Below are 14,059 nucleotides of genomic sequence, written 5' to 3' on the forward strand. Positions count from 1 at the left end.
AGCCGAAAGACAAGGCGCGGTCGGCGGGATGCGTAGACCTACTTCTTCGCCATCTGCTTCTTCACCAGATCGATCTTCTGGTCGGTGAGCGGGATGGGGATTGTGTAGCCGGCTTCGGTAAAGCCCTGCTTGGCGTTCTCGAAGAATTCGATCGCCTTTTGATATTCGGCCTTGCCCCCGCCATAGCTGGCTCGGTTCCAGCTGACGTCACCGAGATTGTTCTGCGCGAAGGCCCATTGCATGGGCAGGCTTTCCCTGGTGAATACCTTCAGCGTGGCCGCGAAGGCGGCCTCGGCATCACCGAGGTATTTGCCGGTGCGTTCGAGATTGCCGAGGTTGAGCAGGCTCATGCCGATGCCGTTCTGGGCGTTGGCCCAGTCGACCGGTGCCGCGTCGACGGTGAGCACTTCGAGGGCTGCCCGGCGGGCCGCGATGGACTCCAGCAAGGTCCTCGGGTCGGCATTGCTCATGCTCAGCCAGTGCAGCGTCGAGCCGAGGCCGGCCTGGGCCAGCGCCCATTGGCGCGGGTTCGTCTCGCGCTTGTACTCGCGCAACGCATCGCGGTAGGCGGCAATGGCCTCACCGTAATGTTCCGGCTTGTCGGTCACGCCGCCCAGAAGCTGCAGCGTGTTGCCGAGATTGTAGTGGCTCATTGCCCAGTCCTGCGGGAATTTCCGTCTGACATAGACCTGTCGCGTGGTCCGGAACGCCGCCGCCGATTGCTCCAGCTTGGCCGCGTCGCGGGTACGCTGGCCAAGTGTCTGGTAGATCGACCCGAGATTGTTCTGCGCCGACGCCCAGTCCCTCGGGAAACGCTGCCGGGTAAACACCGTCAGTGCATCGTCATAGGCGGCCGCGGCCTCTTCAAGCGCGCCGGTGCCCATATCGAAACGGGCGACACCGCTCAGCGCGTTGCCGAGGTTGAGCCTGCTGGTCGCCCATGAGACGGGGAAGGTTTCACGGGTTCGCACTTCAAGCGCGGCACGGAACGCGTTGGCCGCCTCGTTTATCTTCGCCTTGTCGTTGAGCTGAATGCCGAGCGACACCAGCGTGTTGCCGAGATTGTTCTCGACCATCGCCCATTCAACCGGCGCCTTTTCGCGTGTGTATTCCTCAAGCGCCAGCCGGTAGGCCGCCTCGGCTTGCGTCAGATGTTCGCCGGCGGCCTCGCGCTCGGAAAGCGCATAGAGCGCCAGGCCGATATTGTTCTGCGAAGCGGCCCAGTCGAGCGGGACCTTGTCGCGCGGGCGTTTTTCGAGTGTGGCGCGCATCGCCGCCACCGCCTCGTTCAGGCGCTTCGGGTCGCTCTCGCGTTCGCCGATCTTCAACAGCACATTGGCCAGGTTGTTCTGCGCGGCGGCCCAGTTGAGATCGTCCTTCTCGCGCTCGAACACGACAAGCGAATCGCGAAAGATCCGCGCTGCCTCTTCAAGGCGCGCGGTCTCCGTCTCTCGCTCGCCGATGGTCTGCAGCACTACCGCCATGTTGTTGCGAGTGATGGCCCAATCGCGGTTTTGTTCGCCATTTGGGATGAAGTTCAGGATGGTGCGATAGGCCTCGATGGAGTGCTGCAGCGCATCGAGATCGCCGGTGGCGTAGCCGTAGGCGTTCAACGCCTCGGCTTCCTGGTTCTTGTAGTTCCAGCGCAGCTTGTCGTCCCATTTTTCGGCCAGCGAAAACGCCTTGGCATAGTCGCCGGCGGCGGATCTGTAGTCGAAGACCAGCCCCGAGGCGTCGGCCCGCCTGGCGTAGATCGCGGCATCGGCAAGACGCTTCTGCTTGACGAGGTCTTCGGCTTCATCGACCCCATCGTCGGTCTGCTCGACCCGGCCGACTGCATCGTCGAGGAATTTCCGCGCCGTCACGATGGCGCCCTGGCCGATCGCCTTGTCGGCGGAGGCGATCAGGCGTTTGATCTCCGGATCGTCGGTGCGCAGCGCGGCGCGCTCGGACATTATCTTCTTCAGGCGCTCGGCCTGGGCGTCGAGCATCTTTTGCAGGTCGGACGGATCCTCCGGGATCTTTTCCGTGCCGAGCGCTTTCAGCACGCCATAAAGCGCATCGAGCGGCACGCCTTCCTGCAGCGAGGCCAGTTCCACCTGCGCCCGTTTCGGGTCGGGCAGGTCGGAAATCGTCAGCAGGAGTTGGCGCCTTTCGCCGGTGATCAGCCCGTCGTCGCCGGTAGGCTCCGCCGGCGCGACGCCGAAATAGAGCAGCCGGCGCAAGCTTTCATTGACCCAGGGGCGCTGCTTTGCCTTTGTGTCGAGATAGACCTCCTCGGTCACCATGCGCATGACCGAGCCGAATTCGGTGCCCTTCATTGCCGCGAGGTGGCGCAGCAAAGCGGACGCATAAGGGCTGTTTTCGCCGGCGGCGCCATCGAGCGCCGGACGACCCGGTTCTGCGGCAAAGCCGATCACCGTACCCAGGCTCGCGTCGGCCGCCGGCGCATTGCCGAGCGCCTTCGCGCCGCGCACAGGTTCCAGCCCGCCGGCACCGATGGGCGAGGCGGAAGCGGTCGGTGAGCGCCGGACCATGGCATCCGCGGGGAATGGATTGGTGCGGCAGGCGTCGAGCAGCATGATCGTCACCGGCACTGTCTTTTTCAATGCCTCCATGACGGCCGATATCGGCACAAGGCTGGTGCCGGCATCCTTCAGCGACGGGACGTCGGCATCGACCGGAACCAGATAGTTTTCGCCGCCGGCCTCGATGCCATGACCGGAGTAGTAGATGAAGGCGACGTCGGCGCCGTCGGCATCTTCGGTGAACCGCTCCAGGTCGCGCTTCAGCTTGGTGGCGTCACGGTCGGTGACGCTGCGCGCGTCGAAGCCAAGGTCGGTCAGCATCTTGGCCATGTCACGGGCGTCGTTGGCGGGGTTGGGGAGGGCGGCGATATGCAGGTAATTCGACTGGCCGATGATCAGCGCCACGCCTTTGAGGCTTTTCGTCTCTGCAACTGCAAGCGCGGTCGCGGCAAGGCAAAGCAGTGCGGCGATGAAAGCCGTCAGCCATGCCCGCCGCAAAAGATTAAGCTTCGAGGTTTCGACAAAGGTCATTTGTCGTTCGCATCCGCCCTGATGATCCAAGCCCTCTATAACGCTGCCAATGGACCATGATCAAATTTGGCCATGATCAAATTAGGGCATGATCAAATTCGGGCGCGATTGCGCCGCGGCCGTGGCTCGCCTATCCCTGAAAAATGTCGCCGCTCACCGAAACCGTTCTTTTCGTCTTCAGCCTCGTCGCGCTCGGCTATCTCACCGGGCTCACCGGCTATCTAAAGCCGGCCAGCGGGGACGGCATCTCCGAATTCGCCATCAACGTGGCGATGCCGCTGCTGCTGTTTCGGACGATGGTGAATTCCGATTTCCATGGCGTGGCGCCATGGTCGCTGTGGGGCGCTTACTTCACCGCGGTTGCAATGACATGGGCTGCCGGCCATCTGGTGACGACGCGAATCTTCGGGCGGGACGCACGCACAGGTATCGTCGGTGGAGTGTCGTCGTCCTTCTCGAATGTGGTGTTGCTGGGCATTCCCTTCGTTCTCGGCGTATTCGGGTCCAGCGGATTCGAAGTGCTGTCGCTGCTCGTTTCCGTGCATCTGCCGACCATGATGATGGCGTCGATCATCATGTTCGAGATATTTGGCCGCGGTGGCAGCGAGCCCGTACACCCGCTGCGCATCATCCAGAGCTTTCTGAGAAGACTGTTCACCAATCCCCTGATCATCGGCATCCTGGCCGGGCTGGCATGGCGCCTAACCGGCGCGCCGCTGCCGAACCTTGCCACGCGGCTGGTCGATGCGCTGGCTGACACTGCCGGGCCAGTGGCGCTGTTCGCCATGGGCCTCAGCCTGCGCCGCTTCGGTATCTCCGGCAATGTCCGGCCGGCTCTGGCGCTTTCGGTGCTGAAATTGTTCCTGATGCCGGCTCTGGTTCTCGGTCTGGTCTGGCTGCTTGGCCTGCCGCCATTGACGGCCAAAGTGGCGGTGGTGGTGGCGGCGCTACCATCCGGCATCAATTCCTATCTCATCGCCGTGCAGTTCAACAGCGGCCAGGCGCTGGCGTCGAACCAGATGACAATCGCCACGGCGAGCGCGGTTGTTACAACCGCCTTCTGGCTGACGGTGGTGCTCCACGTTTTCGGATAGGATATGTCGATAGTCAGATGGTGCGGCCAGCGATCGGCACGGCATATGTCCGGCCTGCTCTCGCCTCGGGCTGGTCCAACCCCTATATGCCATCTTGCGATTGCTTGCGGGCCTTGCCCTCGGTAAAGAGCAGTGGCTCCGGCGTGCCGGCTTCAGTCCATGGCGCACGCTCACCGAAGATTTCACAGACCGGCCCGTCAGCGCGCCGAACGGAGGATAGACCATGCTTCAGAAAACCAGCCATTTCATGCGGCAGGCCAATCTCATCAATGGCGAATGGGTGCAGGCCGACAGCGGCCAGACGGTCGACGTCAACAACCCGGCCACCGGTCTCAAGATCGGCACCGTGCCGAAGTCGGGCAAAGCCGAGACCCGCCGCGCCATCGAAGCCGCCGCGGAAGCTTTCAAGACCTGGCGCAAGACGACCGCGCTCGAGCGCTCGAAGCTGCTGCGCAAGCTGCATGACGCGATGATGGACAATCAGGACGTGCTGGCCGAACTGCTGACCATCGAACAGGGCAAGTCGCTGTTCGAATCGAAGGGCGAGATCGGCTCCGCCGCGGCCTATATATTGTGGTTCGCCGAGGAAGGCCGCCGCACCTATGGCGACGTGGTGCCGTCGCCGTGGGCGGATCGCCGTATCCTGGTGACCAAGGAACCGGTCGGCGTCATCGCCGCCATCACGCCGTGGAATTTCCCGTCCTCGATGCTGGCCCGCAAGCTCGGCCCGGCGCTCGCCGCCGGCTGCACCGCAGTGGTCAAGCCGGCCTCGCAGACGCCATATTCGGGCCTCGCCTGGGGTGCGCTCGCAGCGGAGGTCGGCTTCCCCAAGGGCGTCGTCAACATCCTGACCGGTTCGGCAAGCGAGATCGGCGACGAGATCTGCGCCAATCCGCTGGTGTCGAAGATCACCTTCACCGGATCGACCGAAGTCGGCAAGCTTCTCATCCAGAAGTCGTCGGTCACCGTCAAGAAAGTGTCGATGGAGCTCGGTGGCAACGCGCCGTTCATTGTCTTCGATGACGCCGACCTCGAGCGTGCGGTCGCTGGTGCGATCACCGCCAAGTATCGCAATTCCGGCCAGACCTGCGTCTGCACCAACCGCTTCCTTGTCCAGGCTGGTGTCTATGACAAGTTCGTCGAGAAGCTCGCTGCCGCCAGCAACGGGCTGAAGGTCGGCTCCGGCCTCGAGGACGGCGTGCAGCAGGGGCCGCTGATCGACGAGAAGGCGGTCGAGAAGGTCGAAGAACTGATCGCCGACGCCACATCCAAGGGCGGCAAGATCGTTGCCGGCGGCAAGCGCCATGCGCTCGGCGGTTCGTTCTTCCAGCCGACGGTCATTGCCAATGCGACGCCCAAGATGCGCTTCATGAAGGAAGAGATCTTTGGCCCGGTCGCACCGGTGTTCAAGTTCGAGACCGAAGAGGAGGCGATAGCACTCGCCAACGACACCGAATTCGGCCTCGCCTGCTATTTCTACACCGGCGATCTCGGCCGCGCCTTCCGCGTCATGGAAGGGCTGAAATACGGCATGGTCGGCGTCAATGAAGGCCTCATCACCACGCCGGAGGCGCCGTTCGGCGGCGTTAAGGAATCCGGCCTCGGCAAGGAAGGCGGACATCAGGGCATCGAGGATTACCTCGACACCAAATATGTCTGCATCGGCGGCCTCGGCCTCTGATATTCTATCCCGGAGATGAGCAGGCCGATAGCCTGCCCATCTCTCATGGGAAAACCAGCCGAAGTCTTCTGGATCAACTGGCATTTACGGGCATGGCGATGAAGGACGGCGAGGTTTTCGGCACGACGCAGGCAGGCGAGCCGGTGCGTCGCTTCACGATCAGGGGCGGCGGTATCACCGCCAACATCATCGGTCTGGGCGCGATCATCCAGGATCTGCGCCTGACCGGGCACGATGCGCCGCTGGTGCTTGGCTACGACAATCTGGCGGCCTACGAGACGGATACGGGCTTCTTTGGAGCGGTTGTCGGCCGCTATGCCAACCGCATCCGCGACGGCCGCTTTACCATCGCCGGCAGCCGCTACCAGACCGAGCAAAACTTCCTCGACAAGCATACGCTGCATGGCGGCTCGCAAGGCTATTCCCACAGGCCGTGGACGGTTTCGCTGCATGGCAGGGATTTCGTCACGCTGACGTTGCACGATCCCGACGGCGCGATGGGTTTTCCCGGCGCGCTCGATGTCACCTGCACCTACCGGTTGAAGATCCCCGGCACGCTCAGCGTCGAGCTGACCGCCACCTGCGAGGAGCCGACGCTGTGCAATCTGACCCAGCATTCCTATTTCAACCTGGATGATGGCGGCGCCGGCGACATTCTCGACCACAGGATGATGCTGAATGCCGGCGCCTACCTGCCGGTCGATGGCGACATGATCCCGACCGGCGTGGTCAAGCCGGTTGACGGTACGCCGTTCGATTTCCGCCAGGCGCGGCCGCTGCGCATGGAGACCGAGGGCGAACAGCTGCCCTACGACCAGAATTTCTGCCTCGCTTCGGCACGCGGGCCGCTCAAGCAGGCGGCATGGGCGCAAGGCGCCAGTTCCGGTGTCGAGATGGAGGTCTGGACCACTGAGCCGGGCGTCCAGCTCTATACCGGCCAGTACGTGACGCCGCGCACCGGGTTGGAAGGCCGCGACTACAAGGCTTTTTGCGGCTTCTGCCTGGAGCCGCAGATTTGGCCGGACGCGCCGAACCGGCCTTATTTCCCGCAGGCGACGCTGTGGCCGGGCGCGATCTACCACCACGTGACGGAATACAGATTCCGTCTGCCCTGAGGCCTGCCAATGTTCAGGTGAAGCCCGCCTGACCAGAATCGCAACAGACTTTAGCCGGCGAAGGCCGCGCGCAGCGTCTCGAACGGCGCCAGCGCGCCGCGCACCTGCACCACGGCGGCGGCGACGCGATGCGCACGGCGTGCTGCTTCAAGCGGGTCGTGGCCGGCAAGTCGAGCCGCAAGATAGCCGCCGTTGAAGGAATCGCCGGCGCCCGTCGTATCGGCGGGAGCGGCGACATGGATTGCCGGGACTTCGCGCAGCGTTCCTGCTTGGGCAATCAGTGCCGGTGCTTCGCCGTTCTTGACGACGACCTCGCCGACGAGTTGCCCAAGCCGCTTCGCTGTGGCTTGCGGTGTTGGATCGCCGAACAGCATCTGCTCGTCGGGGAAGGTCGGCAATGCGATGTCGGTGGCGGCAAGGGCTTCGACGATCGCTGCCTGCGCATCCTCGCGCTCACGCCAGAGCCGCGGCCGATAGTTGGGGTCGAAGGCGATAAGTGAACCAGCCGAACGCGCCTTGGCGACGGCGGCCAGCAACTCAGCGCGCGCGGCTTCGTCCAGAATTGCCAAAGTGATTCCGGAAAAATAGACAAGTGCCTGATTTTCCAGGTTTTTCGATAATGCGGCCGGGTCCGAGACAAGCTGCCGCGCGGCGGCGTCGCCACGCCAATAGGTGAAGGAACGTTCGGCTCCCGTCAGCGTGATGGCATAGAGGCCGGGCCGCGCGCCCGCTATGAGCGGGCTGGAGCCGATGCCGATGCCGTTTTCAGCGAAGAAATCGATCTGGCCTTGCGAGAATGGATCGTCGCCGAAGGCCGAGACATAGGTTGCCGGCCGCTCAGCGCTCAGTGCATGCAGCGCCCACAGCGTGTTGAACGTGTCGCCGGCAAAGCCTATGCGCCAGTTCGGTCCCGTCTGGCCCGACAGTTCGAGCATGCATTCGCCGATCGAGGCGACGCCGTTTCCCGCCATCTGCAATCCTCCAGTGATCTCGGTGCTGTAGCTTTTTGCCACCGGCAGCGCCATGCTTGGCAAGCAGGGTTTTTTCCGCCACAGCGTTTTCCCACAGGCTGGCGGGATGCGATCCGTTCGGCAGAGCGTTGTCTGCAGAAGAGGAACCGGTTTGGCATCGATATGGCGTTATCTTCTGGCAGGTCTTGGTCTGGCTGCCTTGCTGGTCGGCATTCTCGCGGTCGTTTACCTGACGGCGCCGCGGTCGGCGCGGCCCGCCGGCCCGGATGTCTCTCGGACGAAGAACACCGCCAACGGGCTGTTCGTGGCAAGCTTCGCGCCGGAGCGAGGCGTTGTGCGGCTAGGCCAACTGCAATCCTGGCTGCTGACGCTGAAGACAAAGGCTGGAGCTCCGGTGGAAGGGGCGGCGATCGCGATCTCCGGCGGCATGCCGCTGCACAGTCACGGCCTGCCGACCAGCCCGCAAGCGACCGACTATCTCGGCGACGGGCGTTACCGGATCGAAGGGGTGAAATTCACCATGAGCGGCTGGTGGCAGCTGCATTTCGCCATCTCGGCCACCGCAGGCTCCGATACGGTGCTCTTCAACGTGGTGCTGTGAGCAGGACATGAGGCGGCGTTCGCGTTTTCTGGCGCTAATGGTGGCCGTTGTCCTTACCGGCTGCACGAAGCCGGATTTTTCCGACGCCGAGAAGACGACCATCGCCTCGCTGGCGCTGTCGTCGCTGCCGGCGCTCAAGCCCGACACCACCGATCGTTTTGCCGACGTGCCGGCGGCTGCCGCACTCGGCTCGACGCTGTTCTTCGACCAGGGCATGAGCGGTGACGGGTCGATATCCTGTTCGACATGCCACAAGATCGACCGCCAGTTCCAGGACGACCTGCCGCAAGCCGTCGGCGTCGGCCGTACCAGCCGGCGGACCATGCCGCTGGCCGGCGTCGCGCGCGATCCCTGGTTCTTCTGGGACGGCCGCCGCGACAGCCTGTGGGCGCAAGCGCTGACGCCGCTCGAAAACCCGCTGGAGCAGGCGGGAAACCGCACCGCCTACGCGCATTACATCAAGGCGCGCTTCGGCGAGCGCTATGAGCGCATCTTCGGGCCGCTGCCCGATCTTTCGGGCATGCCGTCGAATGCCAGCCCGCTTGGAAACGATGCCGAGAAGGCGGCCTGGAATGCGATGAGCGGCGCGCAGCGCAGCGCAATCGACGGCGTCTTTGCCAATATCGGCAAGGCGATCGCCGCCTTCGAACGCTCGATCGAGCCGGCGCCGACGCGTTTCGACCGTTTTGCGCTGGATCTCGTCACCGGCGCTGAGCCGAAAGGCCATGCGGTCTTTTCCAAGCAAGAAATCCTTGGGCTGAAACTGTTCATCGGCAAGGCCAATTGCGTGACCTGTCACAACGGCCCGCGCTTCACCGACAACAGCTTTCACAACACCGGCGTGCCACCCATTGCGGGCCTGCCGCCGGACCGCGGCCGCATCGATGCCGTGCGCCAAGTCGAGGCGGACCCGTTCAACTGCTTCGGCGCCTATCGCGATGGCGACGCCAGCGCCTGCGGCGAGTTGCGCTTCATGGTCAAGGATGCGCCCGAACTCGTTCGCGCCTACAAGACGCCATCGCTGCGCGGTGCGGCAACGCGGTCGCCCTACATGCATGCCGGGCAGTTTTCGTCGCTCGACGAGGTCGTGGCGCACTACGCCAAGGCTGCACCCAGCGTGGAGGGTACGTCCGAAGTTCATCCGCTGGGGCTGTCGGATCGTGAACGTGCGGCGCTGGTGGCTTTCCTGAAGACGCTTTCGGAGTGAGTTAGAGCCCGATCCATCCCGATGTATCGGGATGGGGCTCTACGTTTGACCATGATCTTGTCCGAAAACCGGCTTCCACTTTTCGGGATCATGGTCATCGATCCTTGACTGTCTCCATCGCCACGAAGGTCGAGGTCTGGGCGACGTGGGGCAGGGCCGAGATGCGTTCGCCGAGGACGCGGCGGTAGGCGGCGATGTCCCTGGTGCGGACTTTCAGCAGATAGTCGAAGCTCGACGCCATCATGTGGCACTGCTCGATTTCCGGCACGGCCTGCACGGATCGGTTGAAGGCATCGAGCGCGGCGGACCTGGTGTCGGACAATTTCACCTGGACGAATGCAACATGGCCTTCGCCCATGCGCTCGCGGTCGATGATCGCCTGGTAGCCCCTGATGTAGCCGTCCTTCTCCAGCCGCTTCACCCGCGCCTGCACCGGCGTTTTCGACAGGCCGACGTTTGCCGCCAGTTCTGACATCGAAAGCCGGCCATCGCTTGCCAGCGCCGCCAGGATATTCCTGTCGATGCGGTCCAATTGGTCTTCTGTCATCGAAAATGCAGTCCATATGTCGGTTTTGAGCTGCTACGATAGATCGAATGACCTGCAATGTCGATTTCTTCGGACCGATTGAAAATTCGCATCTGTGCTAGCTTCCACCATTCGGTCCGGTGACCGCCGGCCCGATCCCTTTGCTCGATCCATGGGACCGCCATGCCAGCGCTCGATGCCATCCGCCAGCAGATCCGCGCCAACTACCTGCCCGATGAAGACGAGGCCGTGAAGCGGCTTGCCGACGCGACGGCGCTCTCCGGGAAAGACCGCAAGGCGATCTCGGCCCGCGCCGCCGATCTGGTGCGGGCGGTGCGCGGTTCGTCCGATCCCCGGCTGATGGAAGTCTTCCTCTCGGCCTATGGTCTCTCCACCAAGGAAGGCGTCGCGCTGATGTGCCTGGCCGAGGCACTGTTGCGCGTGCCCGATACCGAAACGATGGACGACCTCATCGCCGACAAGATCGCGCCGCACGACTGGTCGGCGCATTCGGGCGGTTCGAGCTCCATCTTCGTCAACGCCTCGACTTGGGCGCTGATGCTGACCGGCCGCGTCCTCGATGAGGGCGAGGGCGGCATCGAAGGCACGCTGCGCTCGATGGTGCGGCGGTTGGGCGAGCCGGTCATCCGCAAGGCGGTGGCCGCCGCCATGCGCGAGATGGGCGAGCAGTTCGTGCTCGGCCGCACCATCACGGAAGCCGTCAAGCGCGGCCGGCCGATGACGCAGAAGGGCTACCTCTATTCCTTCGACATGCTGGGCGAGGCGGCCCGCACCGAGGCCGACGCCTTGCGCTATCACAAGGCCTATGCCGACGCGATTTCGTCGCTCGATTCCGGCTCCAACGGTCCTGACATCAGGCAGAACCACGGCATTTCGGTCAAGCTTTCGGCGCTGCATCCTCGCTACGAGGTGGCGCAGAAGGAAGAGATGCTGCCTGTGATGGCCGAGCGGCTCTTGTCGCTGGCGCTTGCCGCGCGCCATTCGCGTATGGGCCTCAACATCGATGCCGAGGAGGCCGATCGCCTCGATCTGTCGCTCGACGTCATCGAGCGGGTGCTGGCCGAGCCGGAGCTCGCCGGCTGGAACGGCTTCGGCGTGGTGGTGCAAGCGTATGGGCCACGCGCGGCCTTCGCCATCGATTGGCTCTATGCGCTGGCCAGGAAATACGACCGCAACATCATGGTGCGGCTGGTCAAGGGTGCCTATTGGGACACCGAGATTAAGCGGGCGCAGACGCTCGGACTGTCAGGCTATCCCGTCTTCACCCGCAAGACCAACACCGACGTTTCCTACATGGCTTGCGCGAAAAAGCTGCTATCGATGACCGACCGCATCTATCCGCAATTCGCCACCCACAATGCCCACACCGTCGCCGCCATCTTGGCGATGGCGGATAATCGCGATTCCTTCGAGTTCCAGCGCCTGCACGGCATGGGCGAGGCGCTGCACAAGACGGTGCGACGGTCCGAAGGCACACGCTGCCGCATCTACGCGCCGGTCGGTGCGCATTCCGATCTGCTGGCCTATCTGGTCCGCCGGTTGCTGGAGAACGGCGCCAATTCCTCCTTCGTGCACCAACTGACCGACGAGGACGTCGAGCCGGAGGACATTGCGCGCGATCCGCTCGAAACGGTCGAGAGCCAGGGTCCGGCCACCAATCCGGCGATTGCCCGGCCTTCCGAGATTTTTGGGGCCGGGCGTCGCAATTCGAAAGGATTCGACATCACCGACACGGTGACGCTGGCGGCGATCGACAAGGCCAGGGTGGCCTTCGCTGGGCCGGATCGTTGGCATGCCAAGCCGATCACCCGTGCCGCCGGCTACGGCAAGCAGCGTCCCATAGTCAACCCAGCAAAGCCTTCCGAAGTGGTCGGTACGGTCAGCGAAGCCGCCGCCAAGCAAGTCGCGACCGCCGTGCGCTTTGCGGTGGAAGCGCAGCCGGCATGGGCAAAACGTTCCGTCGCCGAGCGCGCTGCCATCCTCAACCGTGCCGCCGTTCTCTATGAATCCAAAGCCGTCGAGTTCTTTGCACTCGCCACCCGCGAGGCCGGCAAATCGCTGGCCGACGGCGTCGCCGAAGTGCGCGAGGCGGTCGACTTCCTGCGCTACTACGCCACCGAGGCGGCCAATGCGGAGGCGGGCACGCAAGCGCGCGGCGCCATCGTGTGCATTTCGCCGTGGAATTTCCCGCTCGCCATCTTCACCGGCCAGATCGCGGCCGCACTTGTCACCGGCAATTCGGTCATCGCCAAGCCGGCCGAGCAGACGCCGCTGATCGCCTTCCGGGCTGTCGAGCTGCTGCGCGAGGCCGGTGTGCCGGAAGACGTCATCCAGTTGCTCCCTGGCGACGGCCCGTCGGTCGGCGGGCCGCTTACATCAGATCCGCGCATCGCCGGCGTCTGCTTTACCGGCTCGACCGAGGTCGCCAAGCTGATCGAGAAGCAACTGGCCAAGACGGCCGCGCCCAACGCCATGCTGATCGCCGAGACGGGCGGCCTCAACGCCATGATCGTTGATTCCACCGCGCTGCCCGAACAGGCGGTGCGCGACATCCTCGCCTCGGCATTCCAGAGTGCCGGCCAGCGTTGCTCGGCACTGCGCGTGCTCTATGTGCAGAAGGACGTGGAGAAGAAAATGCTGGAGATGCTGAAGGGCGCCATGGAGGCGCTCAGCATCGGCGATCCCTGGCGGATTTCGACCGATGTCGGCCCTGTCATCGACGACGAGGCGCAAAGCTCTATCCGCGAGTACTGCACGAAAATGGGCTTGCAGGGCCGGCTGATTGCCAAGCTCGAAGCGCCGAAGGAAGGTCGCTTCGTTGCGCCGCATGTTTTCCGCGTCAAGGGCATCGAGGACATGGAGCGCGAGGTGTTCGGGCCGGTGCTGCATGTCGCTACGTTCGACGCCGACGAAATCGACGCGGTCATCGCCGCCATCAACCGCAAGGGCTATGGCCTGACCTTCGGCCTGCACACCCGTATCGAGGGCCGCGTGCAGCATTTCGTCGACGGCATCCATGCCGGCAACATCTACGTCAACCGCAACCAGATCGGCGCCGTGGTCGGCTCGCAGCCGTTTGGTGGCGAGGGGCTTTCAGGCACCGGGCCGAAGGCCGGCGGCCCGCACTACCTCCGCCGGTTCCGCAAAGGGCCGGAGGCTGGCACCCATTTGCAGGATGGCCATAAGGTCACGGCGACCGAGCTTGCCGACAATCTGCCTGATCCCACACTTGGCGGCTGGTCGACGCGTCCGGACCGGATCGCCATTCTGAGGAAGCATCTGCGCGGCAAGGGTGCTGCGGCCATAGGTGCGGCCGCCGGCATCGATTTCGGCCAGATCGACCTGCCCGGGCCGACCGGCGAGGCCAACACGCTCTCGCTCTCGCCACGCGGACGGGTGCTGTGCCTCGGTCCCGATGGCGATACGCTGCTGGCGCAGACGATCCAGGCGCTCGCCGCCGGCAATGCGGTGCTGGCCGTGGCGCCCGGCGCACCGGCTGCCCTTTCCCCATTGACCGGCAAGGGCTTGCCGCTGGCCGCCATCGATGGTCGGCCGGATCCGGTCGAAGCACGCTCACTGCGCGTCGATGTCGTCGCCTTTTCGGGCACGCCGGAGGCTGCACGCATCGTGCGCAAGGTCATCGCCGACCGCTCCGGCCCGATCGTGCCGCTGGTCAGCGAGGTACTGAACCCGGCGGCCTATGCACATGAACGGGCTGTCTGCGTCGACACCACCGCCGCCGGCGGCAATGCGAGCCTGCTGGCCGGAGCTTGAGCCCGGCCAG

9 protein-coding genes are annotated in these 14,059 nt (G+C 64.1%); 6 read left to right on the forward strand and 3 right to left on the reverse strand.

Annotated elements, in window-relative coordinates:
• Positions 1–38: 38 nt before the first annotated feature.
• Positions 39–3,059: a caspase family protein gene (locus tag NKI66_RS07610; RefSeq protein ID WP_352751369.1), complete on the reverse strand. Its 3,021-nt coding sequence runs from the start codon at positions 3,057–3,059 to the stop codon at positions 39–41.
• Between the two features lie 143 nt (positions 3,060–3,202).
• Here NKI66_RS07610 and NKI66_RS07615 point away from each other — a divergent pair, with 143 nt between their 5' ends.
• The 3 genes from NKI66_RS07615 (at position 3,203) to NKI66_RS07625 (ending at position 6,949) form a co-directional block, all read left to right on the forward strand.
• On the forward strand, positions 3,203–4,153 hold the full coding sequence (locus tag NKI66_RS07615; RefSeq protein ID WP_127291664.1) for an AEC family transporter: 951 nt from the start codon (positions 3,203–3,205) through the stop codon (positions 4,151–4,153).
• Between the two features lie 223 nt (positions 4,154–4,376).
• Positions 4,377–5,834, forward strand: a complete 1,458-nt coding sequence (locus NKI66_RS07620; RefSeq protein ID WP_352720050.1) for an NAD-dependent succinate-semialdehyde dehydrogenase — start codon at positions 4,377–4,379, stop codon at positions 5,832–5,834.
• Between the two features lie 92 nt (positions 5,835–5,926).
• On the forward strand, positions 5,927–6,949 hold the full coding sequence (locus tag NKI66_RS07625; protein ID WP_023812255.1) for an aldose epimerase family protein: 1,023 nt from the start codon (positions 5,927–5,929) through the stop codon (positions 6,947–6,949).
• Positions 6,950–6,999: 50 nt separating this feature from the next.
• On the opposite strand, the gene NKI66_RS07630 is transcribed toward NKI66_RS07625, so the two are convergent.
• Positions 7,000–7,920 carry a sugar kinase gene (locus NKI66_RS07630; RefSeq protein WP_352751411.1) on the reverse strand — a complete coding sequence of 307 codons (921 nt, stop codon included), beginning with the start codon at positions 7,918–7,920 and terminating at the stop codon, positions 7,000–7,002.
• A 151-nt stretch (positions 7,921–8,071) separates the two neighbouring features.
• Here NKI66_RS07630 and NKI66_RS07635 point away from each other — a divergent pair, with 151 nt between their 5' ends.
• Both NKI66_RS07635 and NKI66_RS07640 read left to right on the forward strand, forming a co-directional pair.
• Positions 8,072–8,521, forward strand: a complete 450-nt coding sequence (locus tag NKI66_RS07635; protein WP_023812254.1) for a FixH family protein — start codon at positions 8,072–8,074, stop codon at positions 8,519–8,521.
• A gap of 7 nt (positions 8,522–8,528) precedes the next feature.
• Positions 8,529–9,728 (forward strand): cytochrome-c peroxidase, encoded by a 1,200-nt coding sequence (locus NKI66_RS07640; protein WP_023812253.1) that lies wholly within the window; start codon positions 8,529–8,531, stop codon positions 9,726–9,728.
• Positions 9,729–9,822: 94 nt separating this feature from the next.
• Here the strand turns inward: NKI66_RS07640 and NKI66_RS07645 are convergent, their stop codons facing one another.
• Positions 9,823–10,275: an Lrp/AsnC family transcriptional regulator gene (locus NKI66_RS07645; protein WP_023812252.1), complete on the reverse strand. Its 453-nt coding sequence runs from the start codon at positions 10,273–10,275 to the stop codon at positions 9,823–9,825.
• Positions 10,276–10,437: 162 nt separating this feature from the next.
• Between NKI66_RS07645 and putA the strand changes: the two genes are divergently transcribed.
• Positions 10,438–14,049, forward strand: coding sequence for a bifunctional proline dehydrogenase/L-glutamate gamma-semialdehyde dehydrogenase PutA (gene putA, locus NKI66_RS07650; protein ID WP_352751372.1), 3,612 nt, complete (start codon positions 10,438–10,440; stop codon positions 14,047–14,049).
• The last annotated feature ends 10 nt before the right edge of the window (positions 14,050–14,059 follow it).

The organism is Mesorhizobium sp. M0518 (genome assembly GCF_040321125.1).
Classification (GTDB): Bacteria; Pseudomonadota; Alphaproteobacteria; order Rhizobiales; family Rhizobiaceae; genus Mesorhizobium.